Raw genomic sequence first — 19,514 nt, forward strand, 5'->3', positions numbered from 1 at the left:
TGCCTTTAAGTCATTAAAACGTTAATCCCAGAGAAAATGCCACCGTGCGAGCAAACGGGTAATCCAATCCACGTTCATTCTTCACCGTGGATATACGGAAAATATCATTCATATAGCCCCGGATCGTCATCGATGAGGCCCCGATATGATGTAACCATCTAGCCTGAGTTTCATATCCCAAAGAGATGGATTCCCCGCTCAGCGTATTTTCGTCGGCAACGAAACGAGAAGACATCGGGGTCTTTTCCGTCAACGAAATAGCCTTATACTTGCTCACGTCTCCCGGTTTCTGCCAACGATCGTATAGCGCCCGTTTGTCCTGATTGTATTGCAAGGCATTCTGCGAAATATTCTCCACCTTATTATACAACGTGGACAAGAATATCTGGCCTCCCAAGCGATAGCGCAAATTGACAGATGCCGTAAATCCCTTGTAATAGAAAGAAGTACCGATAACTCCCTCGACCTTCGGGTCCGAGTTCCCGACAACTACCTCATCGGCATAGTCATGCACGAACGTTTGCGTGCCATCCTTCTTGATGAAGATCTCCCGTCCTGAGGCCGGATCAATTCCCGCGGAACGTACTGCCCACAAATCGGAAGGACTTCCCCCGTCATAATATCTTACTAAATTAGAACTTCTGTTATCCGAATTAAACTTATCCAGTGCATTCCCGATATTCCGGTATTCATACGTGATATGACGAGCGTTGAAATTAAAGTTCCAACTTATGCCCTCTCTTTGCAGGATCATATAATTCAACGTGGCCGTCACCCCTTGAGAAACCTGTTTACCCAGATTCATGGGTACGGTAGAGGTTCCCGTGGAAGTCGGGGTCTGGACGTAAACCAGTAACGGGTCGGTGTTCTTAAAGAAATAATCGACGGTGATCTTCAAATGATTATTCAGAAAAGCCAAGTCGATACCATAGTTCTGATCAATCGTTTTCTGCCAGTCCAAGTTGTTATTTCCCCAAGTCGAAACAATCGCACTAACCCCAAAAGGATTCGGGAAATCGGTCGCATACTTGTACACATTCATGGAAATATAGGCATCAAAATTCTGGTTACCGGGATTACCGACAGAGAAGCGCAGTTTCAAATAATTCAACCAGTTCTGATTCTGAAAAAACCTTTCCTTGTGAACATTCCATCCGATTCCGACCGCCCATGTCGTTGTGAATTGCTGGGACAAACCGAACACGGAAGAACCGTCCGAACGAAGATTTACATCCAACAGGTACCGATCGTCATAAGCATAACCCGCATTCAGGTAATAACTAACGGAACGTTTCTCGCTCGTGGAGTAAGAAGGTTTTGCCCCACTAGGATAACCCGTTGAAAACGACGGATTCGAATAACGGTCATCGATAAAACCGATCGTCTCGTAACCACTGGTTTGCAATTTACTAGAGGCCAAACGAATTCCACCCACGGCATTCACCATGTGTACTTCATTAAACAACTTGGCATACGTCACGTTAAAATCCCCGTCATAACTTAAATTCTCTTCCCTCGTTTCCCGATAAGAGCCTCGTTCGGTTGATGCAGCTTCCGCAAAATCCGATGACTTGGGTGATTTAAAAATTTCGCCTTGAGCCGATGACTTTGAAATACTGAAACGTCCCTTTGCCCGCAAACCGTCCATCACCTGCCAGTCAATCTCGAAATTATTCCTGAAACCAAAAGAAGTGGTCTCGTCAAAACTTCCTTGATTCATATCAAACAACGGGTTATATGTATTTAAATCCTTCAAGTAAGTCGGAGAATCAGAATCCGAATCCCAATACTGTTCCAGCACCTGTTCCACCACACCGAACTCGTTCTTTTTCCGGTGGTAAGGATTGGATTGGGAGAATTTCGAGAAAGCCACCTTCTCCCGGGAAGACATCGTGTAATCCAAGTTCAAGTAATTCTTGAAAGACAACGTTTTATACCGATATAGCAACTGCACGTTACCATTTATCACATCCCGGTCGGAACCTTTCATCACACCTTGCGTCTTATTATAACTGAATCCCAAACCGTAACGCATCCGGTCGTCTCCACCTTCGGCAAAAAGATTATGACTGTGGGAAACAGCAAAACGCAAAGGCTCGCTCATCCAGTAAGTGTCTACCCCTCTGGTAACCTCCGCCAAACGCTGGTAGTACAACCGTTGTTTACTCTCCGATTCAACTTCTCCATTCTCATCCAAATCGCCATAATAACCGGCCAATCGCTCAAACTCCAACTTTTCGGACGAATTCATCAAGTTATAATCCGACAAATCGGCAAAAGAAAGATTCATATTCCCGCTATATGACAACCTCAACGTTCCCGGAGCCGGAGCCTTCGTCTCGACCACAACCACCCCGTTAGCCGCCTTCGAACCATAAATAGCCGTGGCCGCCGCATCTTTCAAGACCGTGATGTTCTGCACCCGATCCATGCTCAGATCACTAATCGTCTGTAACGTTGTTTCGAACCCGTCCAAAATGAACAAGGGTTGATTCGGGTCTATCTCGTACTCCTGTGTCAAGCCGATCACGCTGGTCTTACCTCGCACATTAATATCCGGCAAGCGGTTCGGGTCCGATCCGAACTGATTGTTCTCCATGATGGCAAAAGAAGGGTCCATCGTCTTCAGACTCTGCAACACGTTCGTGTTACCGATGGTTTTCAATTCCTTAGCCGTATAGGTTGTCGATGATCCTGTAAAACTCTCTTTTTTACGAGAATAGATACCCGTAACCACCACCTCATCCATCTCCTGCACGTCATCTTTCAAAACAATGGTCCACTCTCCTTTCGGGATGCTCTTATAAGGAATTGTTTGAGATACCATCCCGATAAACGAGAACACCAGTTCGGCATTCGTCGTGTCGGTGACCACGATCGAAAAATCACCCTCAACCCCGGTTGTTACCCCCAAGGTCGTACCCTTTATCAAAACAGTAACCCCCGGCAGGGCTTGTCTTTTCTCGTCCACCACTTTTCCTTTCACGGTCACGGGCTTTTTCTCCGTCTCGCGAACCGATTGTTCCGTCTTCGCCTTGATCACAACTATATTATCCTCGATATAAAAATCAAGAGATGTCCCTTCCAAGCATTTCGCCAGAATCTGCCTTATATCAGAAGACGTAACATTCACGGAAATCTTCCCCACGTTCTTCACCACTTGATCATTGTACACGAAGGTGTACCCCATTTTCTGTTTAATTTCGTTAAAAGCAACTTGTAATTCCACGTTGTCCAGTTTGATCGTCGTTCGTTGACCCAGCGCCGTGGCCGTAAACGAGACAAACGTCATCAACAGGCACAACATTGTCAGCCTCATCATCAACAAAAAATTCCCATGGGCTCGCCTAAAAAACCCACTCGTTCTGATTTTTTTCATAACTTTGTAACATTAAAATTTTACATTGTGCCTCAGGCACCTTACTTAAAACGGGGGATGGTCCAGATCTCCCGTTTTTCTATTTTACAGTCACCGTATGGCCATCCACGGAGATAGTCACCATACCTGTTCGTTCAATTAATCTCAATACTTTATTAAAATCATCAAATCGTTGCATCTCGATCGTGAAACACTCGTCCATCACTGCCGGATTCTCGAAAATAACCTGCACATCATACCAGCGAGATAGTTCCTCCATGATATTTTTCAAGGAAACATGAACAAAATGGAATTTTCCCTCATGCCATGCCACGTAAGGAGCCACATCCACGTCAAGCACTTCAAGATCATTTGTACCCGGAGCCTCAAAGGCTTGTTGACCCGGTTTCAACAGCACCGTGTTATCCGCCCCTTTCACCTGTACACGTCCTTTCACCAGCGTTGTCGCTCGGGAAGACTTGCCATACGCCCGGAGATTAAACTCGGTTCCGAGTACCCGAACCACGTAGTCTTTCTCCACCTCCACGATAAAAGGTTTCGCCTCATCATGTTTCACGTCAAAATAAAGCTCCCCCTTCGCATACACTTTCCGTTCCTTCCCTGTAAACACGGTCGGGAAACGAAGAGACGATTCCGCGTTTAACCATACCACCGTTCCGTCGGGCAGCACGACTTTATACTCTCCCCCTCTCGGTATCCGGATCTCGCTGTATTGGGCCGCACTTATTTCTGCACTATCACTTTTGTAGGTCAACGTCCCTCGTTCATTCACAAACCGGCCACCTTCAAACAACTGTAAGTCACAAATACTGTCTTTACCCAAATCGACCACTTTGCCATCAGGTAAATAAAGCTGTGCCGTTGATACTCCCGGAACAATTCGCTCCTGCCGTAGCTCTGGCACTCCCGGTTCTACCTGCCGCATATTCAAGTACATTATTCCAATCAAAAGAGGAACCATCAACGAAGCTGCCACCGCCCAGCGACGCACCACAAGACGACGACGCAACCCGGTAGCCCGTTCCAAACGGAGCCATGTTTTCTCCCTCCCTTTATCCAGTCGATCAAAATAGAACGACTTTTCCAGCATATTCTCCTTATCACAGATTTTCTCGAACAATTCCCTATGCTTTCCTTCACGTAACCAGGATTCGAGCATCTCCCGTTCAGACGCGGAGATTTCCCCACGTAAAAAACGATAAATAACAAGCTCTATCCTAGGATCAATTTTCTCCATTTTTCAAAAATTTCCCCTAAAACGTGAACACCTCCCCACAGGGTGACACCCTTTGTAAAAAAAAATTCTTTAAACGCCCAAAAGAAGTAATAACAACCACTGAATACCCTTCAACCGTTCCCGCAACACCCTGTAAGCACGCAATTTAATCGTCTTCACCGTGTTCACGGAAACCCCTAACTCTTTCGCAATCTCAGGATTGGAAAGACCCTCCATCGTCAGAATCACGACCCGACGGGATCGCTCCGACAAATCCTTTATCGCATCGTACACCATCGCATGAACTTCCTCTTCAAGAATAAATTCTTCCTCTCCCTCTTCCGTGAGCCACAGGATTAATTCCGGCTCATTGCGACGTTGCACTTTTTGGTGACGCAGGTAATCCAAACAAGCATTTCTGACACTCATATACAGGAAACTTTTAATTGCCGCAACAAAATAAAAGTCCGCCCGTTTCTCCCACACCTTCAGGAAAGCATCTTGCACGAAATCTTCAACAATCTCATCGTCCTCGATATACTGGAAACCGTACGACTTCACGGGGAGATAGTATCGATCAAAAATCTCCTTGAAAATCACACCATTTCCAGCCCGGAACTTTTTTATTAAAACATCCTCTGATTTCGTCAAAACAATAAGTACTAATTATAAGAAACACTTACTTTAGATGATTTCAAAGTTAATCTTTTCTTTCTTTAGATACAACCCCCTTAACAATTTTAATGACACTATCTTGCTCTGGAAGGGCAAAATGTGCTGAAGAACATAATCCGCACAGACATAACCCGGTTTCCGAAAACCAGCTATTAAACTTGACTATTTATAATTAACCATGTCCCTAGTAACATAGGAAATATAAGGTAAAAAACAGGGATCAAGTTCAAAACAATTCGTTTTATTTTTTCAATGGTTTGTATGTTACTGGTCTCCCTTCACGTATTATTTCGCCATATCGTGGTATGTATTGAATCTCTAAAGAATCACTATTCAAATTTAAAATCTCATATATCAGTGTTGGATTTTTTGGTTCTCTACTTTTTTCCCCATCTTCTACGACAATATACTTGTATTCACCTCTTCTCAATGCTCGAACTTCCCTAGGATTGAATATCTTGACTAGCGTATCTGATAAATAATAAGATGTTATAGAGACCGTCGTGTCGTATCCTTGAATAAATTTAGTTGTTAATTCTCCCTCGTTAAATCTCTCAATCATGGAATATCCATTATTTGAAACGTCCTGTAATTTCCAATCAATATTGATTAACATTCTACTCGTATTGATTGTTGATGTCGGAATGAATGCCATGAGTACGGAACTAATACCAACAACAATGAATAAAAATTTGATGTATGTTTTCATAGCTATAATTATTTACATGGAACAAAAATTGAACAACAATATATTTCGGCAAAATTTATTTATGATGAAAATTTGTGATATAAACTTGTAGTAAATCACATCCCAAACGAAATAGGATGAAGTAAGGTAGAAGACAGGGATCGACTTCGGTACACTCTCGGTACTCCTTCGCTACTCCCTCGCTCACGAGCGACCGTGTACCGACCGTGTAAAGAGAAAAAATCGGGGGTAAAGGCTCATCACCCCCTTTAACCCCCGAAACATCACCTCATTCTCTATCCACGCTCTACCAACAAGCCGTATAAATCACGGCTAACAAAATACAAATCACGTAAGCACAAATATTAAATACCTTATCGGTTTTGAACATTTCAGAAGTCAACACCAAGCCTTTCGGATCATCATCCGTCTTGCAGGTAGCCAAACTAACCATACCGATCGTTACCATCGTCAACAAGAACGTATACATCATCTGATCGAGGAACGGCATTTCGATGGGCAGGAACTTCAGCAACAACGCCACGGGAATAGAGATCAGCACTCCGATTATAGCCCCCCGGTTTGTTGTCTTCTTCCAGAATAAACCCATCAGGAATACGGCCAGAATACCGGGGCTCACTAACCCCGTGTACTCTTGAATATACACGAACATCTGGTCGAAATTAGCCATCATGGGTGCAATCAAACCCGCAATCACCAACGCCACGGCTGCCGTGATCCGTCCCACACTCACTAATTTTTTGTGCGAGGCCTCCCGGTTGATGTAAGGTTTATAAATATCCATCGTAAATATGGTAGAAGTCGAATTCAGCATGGAGGCCAACGAAGAAACAATAGCCGCAGCCAATGCCGCCAGCACCAAACCCTTCAAACCCGTGGGAACAAACGTCCCGATCAGCCACGGATAGGCTTTATCATTTCCTCCCGTCATCTCGAACATAGCCGTCACGGACGGGTCTTTAGACTCGGTGTACATCACGAAAGCCACGATTCCCGGAATAACCACGATCAAAGGCACGATCAATTTCAGAAACGCCGCGAAAGCAATACCTCGTTGAGCCTCTTTCAATGACTTGGCCGCCAACGTCCGCTGGATGATGTATTGATTGAACCCCCAATAATAGAGGTTTGCCACCCATAAACCACCGATAAGCACGGCAATACCCGGCAGGTTTTTAAACTCCGGGTTATCCTTCGAGATAATCATATGGAACTTATCGCCCGCCGTGTCCACGACGTGTTTAAATCCCTCCACGACACCGCCACCGGGCAACACGTTATCCAAAGCGATAAGCGTGGTTATAACGCCCCCGATGATCAACAAGGCCACCTGAATCACATCCGTCCAAGCCACTGCCGATAGTCCCCCGTAAATGGAATATGCCGCAGCAACAAAGGCCAGCCCGACGATAGCGGGAATGAATAACTCCCCGTTACCCGTACCAATAATCGTATCAATAGCTTTTGCCCCCAAGAAAAGCACGGAAGTCAAGTTCACGAAAATAAACAAGGCGATCCAGAAAACGGCAAGAATGGTCTTCAAGTTCGTCGAGAAACGTTTTTCCACGAATTCGGGGATCGTGTAAAGCCCCTGTTTGATAAATATAGGTAAAAAGAATTTACCCACGATGATCAAGGTCAAGGCTGCCATAAACTCATACGAGGCAATGGCCAGTCCCACGGCGAACCCCGATCCGGACATCCCGATAAATTGCTCGGCAGAGATATTCGCCGCAATCAACGAGGCTCCGATAGCCCACCATGGTAACGATTTGCTCGCAAGGAAATAATCCTCCGTTGTCTTCTGCACACCTTTCTTACCTCTTGACACCCATAATCCCACGGCGATAATCATCAAGGCATACGCCCCGAAGATGAAATAATCCCAGAACTCAAAACTCGTGTTCAACATTTTTCCAATTGTTATGGTTTATACTTAGTAAATTTTCCTCACGCCATCACCAATATCCGCCACGTAAAACTCGGCATTAAACCCGACTTTAGCGTGATACACGGAAGCCAACTTCTCGATAAATTCCTGCACGTTATCCTCATTCACAAGACTCACGGTGCAACCACCGAAACCGCCCCCCGTGATCCGGGACCCCAGCACGCCCGGTAACTTCTGCCCTTCCTCCGCCAGCGTATCCATCTCGACACCGGTAACCTCGTAATCTTTCTTCAATGACCGATGCGACGCGTTCATCAATTCCCCGAAACGAACCAAATCCCCCTTTTGCAACACGTCAATGGCTTCATTCACCCTCTCGTTCTCCGTAACGGCATGACGAACCCGGCGATAAACGGTTTCATCGGAAATCAAATGACGTACCCTCTCCAATTCTTCCTCGCTCAAATCACACAGATGTTTCACGTCCAGTTCTTGATTTATATCGGCCAAAGCCTGTTCACACTGGCTCCGCCGCACGTTATACTCGGAAGTAACCAAATCATGGTTCTTATTTGAATTGGTGATTACCAATTTATATCCATTAAGGTTTAGCGGGATCAAATCATAATCCAAAGTACTGCAATCCAGCGCAATAGCGTGTCCTTTCTTTCCCATACCCACGGCAAACTGGTCCATAATCCCGCAATTCATACCCACGAAAACATTCTCTGCCCGTTGTGACATTTTCACCAACTCCACCACGTCCAGCCCGGCATTCAACTGATCGTTTAGCATAAACGCCGTCACAACCTCTATCGAGGCTGACGAGGATAACCCGGCCCCGTTCGGAATATTCCCGAAATACAGGATGTTAAAACCCCACGGGGCAAGTCCTCGATCCGAGAACTCCTTCACCACCCCCAAAGGATACTTCACCCATTCATCAGGTTTATTCTCAAAAATACTTTGATCACATTCCACTTGAAAAGTTTGGTTCATACTGGCGAAAGCAATCTTCCGATCATCCCGACGAGCCACGGCCAGATAAGTCCCGAAACTCAACGCACACGGGAACACCCGTCCCCCGTTATAATCAATATGTTCCCCGATTAGATTTACCCGTCCGGGAGCAAAGTACAGATGTTCAACCTTTGTCCCGTAAATCTCTTCAAATCTTTGTTCCAACACGCCTGTATCCATGTTAACCATTTAGAGTTTAAAATTCAAAATAGGCTTTTTAGCCACCCGTATGTCTACAAAGTTAAAGTATTTTCTTTAAAATTTCATGTTCAACACGAATGAAAATTACATTCTATTGCTTATTTTTATGAGTCGATTAAAATCATGGATCATGGAACTGAAAGAATATATTCTCAAGAATGAATGCCTTGAAATTCACGTATGTAATCTCGGCGGGATTATAAAAAACATATTTGTACGCGATTGCAGGTGGAAACTTGTAGACGTGGTTTTAGGATTTGATACCCTTGAACAATATATTGACCCGGAGTACCGGAAGAATTACCCTTATTTCGGGGCGCTCATCGGACGCTATGGTAACCGCATCAAAGGCGGGGAGATCACAATTGACAACAAGACTTACGTGTTGAACAAGAATGAAAAAGAAAATACCCTCCACGGGGGAACGCCCGGATTCGATCAACGTCTTTGGGACGCGGAACAACCGGACAACGAACATCTCATTCTGCGTTACACTAGTCCGGATGGGGAGAACGGTTTCCCCGGTACATTGGACGTCACGGTTCGTTATTCCATTGAAAACAACGTGTTCCGAGTGATTTACGAGGCTAGTTGCGATCAACCGACACACGTAAATCTCACGCAACACCCCTATTTCAATCTAAGGCCGACCGACGAGCATATCGGGAATCACGAACTACGGCTTTATACCTCCCACTATCTGGAAACAACTCCTGATTTAATCCCAACGGGAACCGTCCTCTCGACAGACAAAAAACACGCTTTCGATTTCAACAAACCGCTTTTCCTCGCCTTGCAGGAAGACGGGTTGGATGATTGCTACACGTTCGGAGATCCGATAGAACCCCAACTCATGGCCGAATTGTCCCACCCGAAAAACGGGATCACGGTTACCATCCTGTCGGATTACCCCGGCTTGCAGGTTTACACGGGTAAATACATCGACGTGGGCAACGGGAAAGGCGGAAAGCATTACGGTCCCTATTCGGGAATTGCCCTAGAGACACAAATGCTCCCGGACAGTCCCCACCATCCTTGTTTTCCTTCCACCCGTTTGAACCCGGGCGAACGGTATCTTCACAAAACGATCTACTCGTTCAACTGTATCAGCGTGGAAGAAGACTACGAGGACGAAACCGAGGGATAAACCGATAGATTTATTTTCGTTTGGTTTTCAAAAAGAGCATCGGGATCACGGCTAGCAACGTGGTAACGAATGCCACGAAAAACACATCGTTAATCCCACTAATATAGGCCTCCATGTCCACGTGTTCAAGTATATATTGTTTCGCATAGGACACGGATTCCGTATGTCCCAACCCGCCACTCGAACTAAAAAAGCGGCTTAACCCATCCACCACGTTCGAGTAAGTCTCTCCCGTGTAAGCAATGGCCTCGTGATAACGTTCCGTGTGATACGTCTGTCGCTGGCTCAACAAATGGCTGAACATGGCCACCCCGAAACTTCCCCCGATTTGCCGCACGATGTTCGTCACGCTCGACGCTTGAGCCATCTGTTGGTTACTGATTTGCCGCAAAGAGACGTTGAGTAAGGGCGGGTAAAGAATCCCTAACCCGACTCCCCGCAAATAGAGGCTGATCATGATGTACCACTTATCGGTCAGAAAGGAGAAAGAATAATTCATGTAAAAACTGGTACATAACAAGAACAATCCCAACACGATCACGACCTTTGGGTTTACCCACCGGGAAGCATTTCCGGCCAACGGGGATGCCACCGCTTGTAGAAATCCCACGGGCAGGAAGAACAAACCCGTCTGGTAGGCCGAATACCCCAGCGAATCCTGCATATACAAGGGAATCAGAAAAGTACTCCCGAACATCCCGATCCCGAATATAAACACGATCAGGTTCGCCAGCGAGAAATTGTGGTCCTTGAATATCTTGAGATTAATCATAGGATGTTTTACCGTCAATTCTGTGTACAGGAATAACACGAAACTAACCACTGCCACCCACATACATCCCAACACCAACGGGCTGGACCACCCTTTCGTGTTCGTACTTGAGGTCACCTCGGACAGACCATACAGGAAAACGGGCAAAAACACGGCAGACGTGATAAAACCCGGTATGTCAAACTTCTGCCTCATACCCGTCTTGTACTCCTGTTGCACGATCATCGTGTATATGATACTGAATATCCCGATAGGAATATTCACGAAAAAGATATAATTCCAATTCAGATTATCCACGAGATAGCCACCGATAAGCGGACCAAAGGAAACAGAGGCAGCCGAGGCGATCGCCCAGAACCCGAGCGCCATACCCCGTTGCTCCACCGGGAAAACAGTCGTTACCACAGCCATCCCCACGGGCATCAGCAAACCACCCCCGATTCCCTGAAATATACGCCAGAATACCAGTTCCCCGATAGCCGTGGAATTGCCGCACATGAACGAACCCACGGTAAATACTGTTAACGAGAAAATAAAGATTCGCTTGTAACCGAAACGATCAGACAACCACCCGGCAGCCGGAAGAATGGTTGCCATGGAAAGCATGTAGCCCGTCAGTATCCATTCGGCACTATTCATGGACGCCCCAAGCGTTCCCATAATCACGGGTAAACCAGTGTTGACTACCGTGGAATCAAGCACGGCCATAAACGTGGTCAACATGACGTTAAACAGCACGAGCCACTTGTAACTTCTTCCTCCGATCGGTGTTGCGGTAACGACATTCATGGTCACTCCTTCTCGATTTTAACCGTTGCAGACATACCCGAAACCAACTTCACCCGAGCCTTTTGCCCGTCATCACCTTCAACCCTATCAATAGAGATCTTCAACGGTATGCGTTGGGTTACTTTCGTGAAATTACCGGATGCATTATTCGGAGAAACAAGAGCGAATTCCGAGGCCGTGTTGTCCCCGATGTAATACACCCGTCCCTCGAAAGTTAGCTTATCGTAAGCATCCAAAGTGAATTGAGCCTTCTGCCCGAGATAAATCTCCTTAAACTTCGTTTCCTCCAAGTAAACCGCTACCCAAATATCTGTTCCCCGATTCAGGGTAAACGCAGTCTGTCCCGCCTCAATCCGATCTCCCGGTAGAACCCAACGTTTTCCGACAACGCCATCAACGGGAGCCATCACCATACAAGCGCTATCGTCAAGAATAAACAATGTGTCACCCTGTTTCACTGTATCCCCCTCCATCGCGTACAAACGGGTCACTTGTCCCGCCACCGGAGCCGAAACACTCACCCGGAACGAATCGAGATTCGCATCGTCCGTGCGGATATACTTCCTGTAATCCAGCCACCACAAAACGGCAACCACGATTGCCACGATGATAAAGATAATCAGGAATATAATCTTCCTCTTCTCCCCTTTACCGGAGACTGTTGTTGTAGTATCTGCCATAAATCGAGTTCAGTTTAGTTAGAATTAAAATATTCACCTTATAAACGTCAAGACAAGCCGTTAGGTTATAATCACAATACAGGAATCGACAACAAGAGCTGCAAACAAATGAAAAAGAGAACACAAATTACTTTTCCCGATATTTCACATAAGAAACAGATGATAATATACACGTTCGACATTTACTTTGTAAAGCCTATATTAAAAGGTTTATTTATTATTCTTTTGAATCATTGCTTAATTTTATTAGTTTTGCAAAAAGCGATCGGTAATGGACATAGAAAAATTACATGGTACGGACCCTCGGTTATACCAACTCGTGGCACCGTTGGTAATGAGTATTCCCGTACTCCGGTACAATAATAACTATCCGTTCAAGACCTCCGTTCACCACAAATGGCTTGTGGCTACAGAGAAGGGAGTGGTGAAAGGTTTCATGCCTATTGACATAAAGAGTACGGGCGCCTGTATTGATAATTATTACGTATCAGGAGGCAATTCCTTGTTACTATCCGCCTTGATTGACTTCGCAAAAAAAGAATTTGCAGGGGAACAACCTCTTTTTGCCGTTTCCCACACCCGAGATGCAGAAACCTTCAAGACAAACGGTTTTATAGTTTCAAAAGAGTGGAAATTGTATATAAAAATGGTATATCCTCCAGCTTATGAGAATAAAAAAAAGTGTGTATGATGTCGTGCAAAACCGACTGGAACGAATTTTTTCTGATTTTGATAACGTGTACGTGTCTTTCTCCGGTGGCAAAGACAGCGGGGTTTTACTAAACCTGTGCATCGACTATATCCGTCAGCACAAGCTCAAACGGAAACTGGGCGTTTTTCACATGGACTACGAGGTGCAGTATAACGAGACGATCCGGTACGTGGACCGCACGCTCGCCGATAACGCCGACTTACTGGAAGTCTACCGAGTATGCATCCCGTTCAAAGTCTCCACGTGTACTTCCATGTACCAGCGTTTCTGGCGCCCGTGGGAAGATAATTTACGAGATCTGTGGGTCAGGGATATGCCCGAAATATGCTACCGCAAAGAAGATTTTGATTTCTACTCGGAAGAGATGTGGGACTACGATTTTCAAGTCAAATTTGCAGAATGGTATCACCGGAAGAAAAACGCTCAACGTACTTGTTGCCTCATCGGGATTCGCACGCAAGAAAGCTACCATCGCTGGCAAGCCATCCACCGGGACAGGAATTACCACAGTTACAAGCACTTGAAATGGACTCACAAAGTAACAGCAAATATCTTTAACGCCTACCCCATATACGACTGGCTTACCACGGACATCTGGACCGCCAACGGAAAATTTCAATGGGACTACAACCACCTGTATGATCTCTATTATCAGGCAGGAGTTCCTCTTGAAAGGCAACGCGTAGCCAGCCCGTTTATCTCACAGGCGCTCTCCAGCTTGAAACTCTACCGGGCCATAGATCCGGACACATGGGGCAAAATGATTAACCGGGTCAACGGAGTCAACTTTACCGGGTTATACGGGGGAACTTCCGCCATGGGCTGGCAGTCCATCACCCTCCCGGAGAACATGACTTGGTCGGATTACTTTAAATTTCTCCTTTGCACCCTACCGGACGAGGCTAGGGAAAACTACTTGCACAAACTCTCCGTGAGCATGGAATTTTGGCGAAACAAAGGCGGCTGTCTGGCAGAAGAGACCATCGCCAAACTCCGACGAATGGGAATCCCGATCACGGTTAGCGAAACGACAAATTACAAGACAGATAAAAAGCCCGTGCGCATGGATTATCAGGATGATGTACGTATTCCGGAGTTCAAAGAACTCCCCACGTTCAAACGTATCTGCATTTGTATCCTGAAAAACGATCATGCCTGTAAATACATGGGGTTCGCCCCCTCGAAAGCCGAACGGGAACGCCGGGCCAAGGTGATGCAAAAATATAAATCTATCATGGAATCTTATGGAAGAATATAAAAGTCCCGTATACAACGTTATTTCCGTCCCGATTGATAAGGTGGTTGCCAACACCTACAACCCGAACGTGGTGGCACCCCCGGAAATGAAACTATTGGAACTATCCATCTGGGAAGACGGCTACACGATGCCCTGCGTTTGTTACTACATCCCGGAAAAGGATATTTATGAACTCGTGGACGGTTTTCACCGCTACAAAGTCATGAAAACATCCCAACGGATATTCGAACGGGAAAAAGGATTGCTCCCCGTAGTCGTCATCAACAAAGATATTTCCAACCGTATGGCCTCTACCATCCGGCACAACCGGGCAAGAGGTACGCATAGCATCGAATTAATGACCGAAATCGTGGCCGAACTGACCAAAGCCGGAATGTCCGACAGTTGGATCATGCGCAATATCGGAATGGATAAAGACGAATTACTACGCCTGAAACAAATCTCCGGGCTGGCAGAATTATTTGCCGACAAGGAATTTAGCCTGACAAGAGATGATTGAAGTGACGAATTGATTTTAGATTTATGATTTACGATTTTAGATTCTCCCACAAGATCAATGCATTTCGTAAATCATAAATTGCAAATGTCCCATGAGATTGAAGACGAGGTAAAAGATGGTCTGGAAAGACGTTCCATACCGTCGTTCAGCTCGTAAGAGATTCCGGCAAAAAACGTAGGCAGGAGAGGAAGGGATAATATTTGATTCACAAACGTTCTCTTTACTCTTATTTAGGCAAAGTTATAAAAAACTTATTTATAAAGTTTATAAGCCCCATCCGGAGTATCAAGTCCATTTGTTCGCCCGTGATTATCCCCTAGTCTATCGATAGACTAGGGCAAAAACATAGCATCTTCATAGCATGAACATAGCAAGAACAATCTTCCATGTACTTGCCGTGTTCCTGTGATGTAATTGTTTGGTATTTGTCCTAGCCCATCCCTAGCCATACCCTAGGGAATGACAAGGCAGCAATGATCAAATCGTTTCAAAGTATTTCACCAACTTATCGTGAGGCACGGAAACACAGATACGGGAATAATTCTTCGCGTACTCCTGCCGGGTTTTCGTGAAGAAAGAAAGTGATACGGCACCGATATAGTGTTCCAGCAACTCCTCCTCACCACGATTCACGATCACGAAAATGCCTCGTGGCGTGGTTCCATGATAAAATTCTTCCGCCAGCAAGCCTCTGGCTCGTAAATACTCGATATTCAAAGCTATATCCCGGGTAGTACGCTCTTTAAATGCCGTCACGGCCTTTTTCCCTTCCGGCGTTGTCAGCAAGCGTAACACGAGTTCCTGTGCAAAACCGTTAATCCCGTTCGTGTTATACATCACCCTCACCTCCAACTCATCATGCAACTCCTTGTTACACGTGTGGATAAACCCAAGTCGCTGGCCACTCAACCCGACCGACTTGCTAAAGCTCTCCGTGATAATCACGTTATCCAGATTCATCAGACGCGTGTAGTAATCATCCGAAGCATCCATAAACAACCGACGATAGGGACAATCATAAAAAATCACCACCCCGGCATCATTCAACGCCCGAATAATATTCAACTGTTCCTCGTCATCATGTTTGTCTCCCAGCGGGTTACTCGGATCACTAATTAACACGGCATTTCCCCGCAAACGATCGATCATCGGGAGTAAATCTGATTGACTGTCATATCCTTCGCTCTCCACGGAACGAATCTTGAGCATTTTGAAATAACATCCCCAATAATACGAGGGCAGGAATAACTTTCCGATATTCACGGTCTGTGCCACGAGATCAAGGGCATGCATTCCCCCTGCCGTAATTAATATATTATCCGGCGAAGACTTTCCGGCAAAAAACTCCTCGTTAATTGCCGCTCGTAAGTCCGGACGCCCAGCTCCATGCGGGTACACCTGTATCTCCGGAGAATTAAAGTTTATTGATTTCACGACTTCTGTCAAGTCGATATTTACCACTTGATTCACACCCCGGTTCAAGGGCAAATACTCCTTCCCGCTCTTCTGGGAAAGTTCTTTCAGCGTCTCCCCGATTTGCACGATACGGGAAAGAGCGGCCCCACTCTTGTTTATTTTCATCGCAATCCAGCGTTTTTAATTATCGTTCTGTTTCAATCGTTCGTTAATCAAATCCCTGTATTCGTAATAAAGGTCTTCCAGCAAAGGCATCTTCTCGGCAAAGAAAGCGTAAATCCGCTCGTGATCCTCCTCCCGGTAAAGGTTCACCCCCCGCAACTCGAAATAAATCGCGCTGATCTCCTGCCCCTCGATCCCGGTATATTCTTCCTCCCACTTCAACTCGTCACCGCACTCCGCCCGAAATAACGTCTGGTAAGATAACATACACTCGTACACCTCGAACCGACGTAACTCATTTTTATGGTCTATTTGGAATAACACGAGAGCCTTCTCCCGGTCCGCGTAAAATTTTAACTGCGTGGATCGTATCTTCACCCCCGTGAGTACCCATTTCCGGTAAATATGTTTCCGCTTGCAATAGCGCTTGAAACCTTCCCAGAATTTCACCCGAATCTCTTTTGCCTCTTCTTTCGTGAACACCTCTGATAAATTAAAATTAGTATGCAGGGACAACCCCGCAAATATAGCAAAAATTACAAAGTATTTCATATATTTGCGGGAGTGATAAAGTTTAAGGTTCATAAAGTCCATAAGGTCTATAAAGTTTATAAAGTCAATGGACTCTTGCGGGGCGCTTGGTCCACGGTAGCCCAAGTTGCCGTTAAACACCGTCCGAAAGACACCCGTCACTTTAGACCTTATGAACTTTATGAACTTTATAAACCCATTATTTATGTTGACATTAAAATACTATCAAGATAAAATCGAGGCCGGATGTGACGAGGCCGGGAGGGGATGTCTGGCAGGACCGGTTTTCGCGGCAGCGGTAATCCTTCCTGAAGACTTTTCCAACGAAATGCTTAACGACTCGAAACAACTCTCTGAAAAGAAACGGGATGAATTGCGCTCGATCATTGAACGGGAAGCCCTCGCATGGGCGGTGGCCAGCGTGGACAATAACGAAATCGACAAAATCAACATCCTCAACGCCTCCATCGAAGGGATGCACCGGGCGCTGGCACAACTAAGTGTCACCCCGGAACATATTCTGATTGACGGCAACCGGTTCAAACCCTACCGGAACATCGAACACCATTGCATCGTAAAAGGAGACGGGAAATACATGGCTATCGCGGCAGCCTCCATTCTGGCCAAAACACACCGGGACGAATACATGAAAAAATTGCATGAAGAGTACCCCGTTTACGACTGGATCAGCAACAAAGGCTACCCGACCAAAAAGCACCGGGAAGGCATTTTGCTCCATGGAGTTACCCCTTATCATCGACAAAGTTTCACGTTGCTCGACCCGCAACTAAAACTAGATTTCGATCACTAAAAATAACAAATGGTACGATAGTTGTTACCCCTCAATAGAGGTTAACTTTTAGTTTTTAACTTTTAATTTTTAACTTAATCCTATGCCCGTAATCAATTCCATCATATCCATGTTCTCGACCAAAAGGTTGGCACAAATCGATTTCTTCAAAGAAAACCCGATTCAGGTGCAACGAGACACGTTGGTTGAATTACTTCGCAGAGCCGCTGACACGGAGTACGGACTGAAATATGATTTCGACTCTATTTTGACGGCAGAACAATACCGGGAGCGCCTGCCCATCATTCACTACGAAGAGCTGGCCCCCTATTCAGAGCGATTAATGAACGGCGAGCAAAACCTGTTATGGCCGGAACCCATCACGTGGTTTGCCAAATCGTCAGGCACAACAGCGGCAAAAAGCAAGTTTATCCCGGTCAGCAAAGAATCTTTGGAAAGCTGTCATTTCCGAGGCGGTAAGGATGTTATCTCTATTTTCAATAAACTATACCCGGATGCACAAGTATTCAACGGGAAGACCTTGGCTCTGGGGGGAAGTAGCGAAATATCCAAGACAAACAACAATTGCCGCTACGGAGACTTGTCCGCCATATTAATCTCCAACACCCCGTTCTGGGCCAACATGATGAAGACCCCCGACCAATCGATCATGCTCATGAGCGAATGGGAAGAAAAGATTGAAAAGATATGCGACACCACAATCAAAGAAGATGTACGTAGTCTCGCGGGGGTACCCTCGTGGTTCCTCACGCTCATCAACCGGATTCTGGAACGCACGGGAAAAAGCAACCTTCACGAAGTATGGCCCAACCTTGAACTATTTATTCACGGTGGCATAAACTTCACCCCCTACCGGGAACAATACAAACGCCTGTTGCCCGACCCGAAAATGAAATACATGGAAACCTACAACGCATCGGAAGGTTTCTTCGGATTACAGGATGATCCCGGCGACTCGTCCATGCTATTAATGCTGGACTATGGCGTTTACTATGAATTTGTTCCGATCAGCGAACTGACTAAACCGCACCCCCGGGTTCTTCTATTGGAAGAAGTGGAAACCGGGGTGAACTACGCTCTTGTTATTTCCACGAATGGTGGATTATGGCGCTACATGATCGGAGATACGATTATGTTCACCTCTACCCGTCCTTACAAATTCAAAATCACGGGACGCACAAAGTTGTTTATCAACGCTTTCGGGGAAGAATTAATTATCGACAATGCCATCGAGGCCCTAAAACAGACCTGTGAAAAGACCGGAGCCACAGTGATGGCATTCACGGCTGCCCCGGTATTCATGGAGGATGGTAAAAAAGGAGCCCACGAATGGATTATCGAATACGGAACTCCCCCCGTGGACTTGGAAAATTTTGCCAATATCCTTGATACGGAACTGAAAAAAGTAAATTCCGACTACGAGGCGAAACGCTATAAAGATATGTCACTTCAGCGTCTGATCCTCCATGCAGCTCGTCCGAACCTTTTCAACGACTGGCTGAAAGAAAAAGGGAAACTCGGTGGACAGAATAAAGTGCCACAGTTATGGAACGACCGCACGCACATCGATGAATTACTAAAAATGAATCAAGGATAAGATTCAGATAATGAATCCCTCGCCGACAAAGCAAGAAAAAGTTTATAAC

16 protein-coding genes are annotated in these 19,514 nt (G+C 45.7%); 6 read left to right on the forward strand and 10 right to left on the reverse strand.

The features are described from left to right. Positions 1 to 13: 13 nt before the first annotated feature. The 6 genes from R8806_RS09985 to R8806_RS10010 form a co-directional block, all read right to left on the reverse strand. Complete coding sequence (locus R8806_RS09985) at positions 14 to 3,379, reverse strand: SusC/RagA family TonB-linked outer membrane protein (protein ID WP_164719550.1); 3,366 nt, start codon at positions 3,377 to 3,379, stop codon at positions 14 to 16. Positions 3,380 to 3,458: 79 nt separating this feature from the next. Further along, positions 3,459 to 4,616, reverse strand: a complete 1,158-nt coding sequence (locus R8806_RS09990; protein WP_124315796.1) for a FecR family protein — start codon at positions 4,614 to 4,616, stop codon at positions 3,459 to 3,461. A 69-nt stretch (positions 4,617 to 4,685) separates the two neighbouring features. After that, positions 4,686 to 5,246 carry an RNA polymerase sigma factor gene (locus R8806_RS09995; protein WP_158572041.1) on the reverse strand — a complete coding sequence of 187 codons (561 nt, stop codon included), beginning with the start codon at positions 5,244 to 5,246 and terminating at the stop codon, positions 4,686 to 4,688. Positions 5,247 to 5,511: 265 nt separating this feature from the next. Beyond that, positions 5,512 to 5,979: a hypothetical protein gene (locus R8806_RS10000; RefSeq protein WP_124315795.1), complete on the reverse strand. Its 468-nt coding sequence runs from the start codon at positions 5,977 to 5,979 to the stop codon at positions 5,512 to 5,514. A gap of 286 nt (positions 5,980 to 6,265) precedes the next feature. After that, positions 6,266 to 7,891, reverse strand: a complete 1,626-nt coding sequence (locus tag R8806_RS10005; protein ID WP_124315794.1) for a sodium/sugar symporter — start codon at positions 7,889 to 7,891, stop codon at positions 6,266 to 6,268. A gap of 24 nt (positions 7,892 to 7,915) precedes the next feature. After that, positions 7,916 to 9,079, reverse strand: coding sequence for a galactokinase (locus tag R8806_RS10010; RefSeq protein WP_317715821.1), 1,164 nt, complete (start codon positions 9,077 to 9,079; stop codon positions 7,916 to 7,918). A 142-nt stretch (positions 9,080 to 9,221) separates the two neighbouring features. On the opposite strand from R8806_RS10010, the gene R8806_RS10015 reads away from it, so the two are divergent. Continuing rightward, entirely contained in the window at positions 9,222 to 10,238 is a 1,017-nt protein-coding gene (locus tag R8806_RS10015; protein ID WP_164719549.1) for an aldose epimerase family protein, read from the forward strand. A 10-nt stretch (positions 10,239 to 10,248) separates the two neighbouring features. Here the strand turns inward: R8806_RS10015 and R8806_RS10020 are convergent, their stop codons facing one another. Next, positions 10,249 to 11,799, reverse strand: coding sequence for a DHA2 family efflux MFS transporter permease subunit (locus R8806_RS10020; protein ID WP_124315791.1), 1,551 nt, complete (start codon positions 11,797 to 11,799; stop codon positions 10,249 to 10,251). A 2-nt stretch (positions 11,800 to 11,801) separates the two neighbouring features. Next, on the reverse strand, positions 11,802 to 12,479 hold the full coding sequence (locus R8806_RS10025) for an efflux RND transporter periplasmic adaptor subunit (RefSeq protein WP_124315790.1): 678 nt from the start codon (positions 12,477 to 12,479) through the stop codon (positions 11,802 to 11,804). Between the two features lie 271 nt (positions 12,480 to 12,750). On the opposite strand from R8806_RS10025, the gene R8806_RS10030 reads away from it, so the two are divergent. From R8806_RS10030 to R8806_RS10040, 3 genes are read left to right on the forward strand one after another with little or no spacing between them, the layout of a single operon-like run. After that, on the forward strand, positions 12,751 to 13,170 hold the full coding sequence (locus R8806_RS10030) for a hypothetical protein (RefSeq protein WP_118304454.1): 420 nt from the start codon (positions 12,751 to 12,753) through the stop codon (positions 13,168 to 13,170). Further along, entirely contained in the window at positions 13,145 to 14,449 is a 1,305-nt protein-coding gene (locus R8806_RS10035) for a DUF3440 domain-containing protein (protein WP_124315789.1), read from the forward strand. Before R8806_RS10030 ends, R8806_RS10035 begins: the two co-directional genes overlap by 26 nt. Further along, positions 14,436 to 14,948, forward strand: a complete 513-nt coding sequence (locus R8806_RS10040; RefSeq protein WP_124315788.1) for an IbrB-like domain-containing protein — start codon at positions 14,436 to 14,438, stop codon at positions 14,946 to 14,948. Before R8806_RS10035 ends, R8806_RS10040 begins: the two co-directional genes overlap by 14 nt. Positions 14,949 to 15,425: 477 nt before the next feature. On the opposite strand, the gene R8806_RS10045 is transcribed toward R8806_RS10040, so the two are convergent. Continuing rightward, positions 15,426 to 16,529 carry a pyridoxal phosphate-dependent aminotransferase gene (locus R8806_RS10045; protein ID WP_124315787.1) on the reverse strand — a complete coding sequence of 368 codons (1,104 nt, stop codon included), beginning with the start codon at positions 16,527 to 16,529 and terminating at the stop codon, positions 15,426 to 15,428. Positions 16,530 to 16,544: 15 nt separating this feature from the next. After that, a complete protein-coding gene (locus tag R8806_RS10050) occupies positions 16,545 to 17,078 on the reverse strand; it encodes a DUF4268 domain-containing protein (RefSeq protein WP_221230302.1) in 534 nt (177 codons plus the stop codon). 184 nt (positions 17,079 to 17,262) lie between these two features. Between R8806_RS10050 and R8806_RS10055 the strand changes: the two genes are divergently transcribed. Together R8806_RS10055 and R8806_RS10060 are read left to right on the forward strand one after the other, a co-directional pair. Then, positions 17,263 to 17,868: a ribonuclease HII gene (locus R8806_RS10055; RefSeq protein ID WP_124315786.1), complete on the forward strand. Its 606-nt coding sequence runs from the start codon at positions 17,263 to 17,265 to the stop codon at positions 17,866 to 17,868. A gap of 82 nt (positions 17,869 to 17,950) precedes the next feature. Continuing rightward, positions 17,951 to 19,465, forward strand: a complete 1,515-nt coding sequence (locus R8806_RS10060) for a GH3 auxin-responsive promoter family protein (protein WP_124315785.1) — start codon at positions 17,951 to 17,953, stop codon at positions 19,463 to 19,465. The last annotated feature ends 49 nt before the right edge of the window (positions 19,466 to 19,514 follow it).

This window comes from Butyricimonas faecihominis, assembly GCF_033096445.1.
In the GTDB taxonomy this organism is placed as follows: domain Bacteria; phylum Bacteroidota; class Bacteroidia; order Bacteroidales; family Marinifilaceae; genus Butyricimonas; species Butyricimonas faecihominis.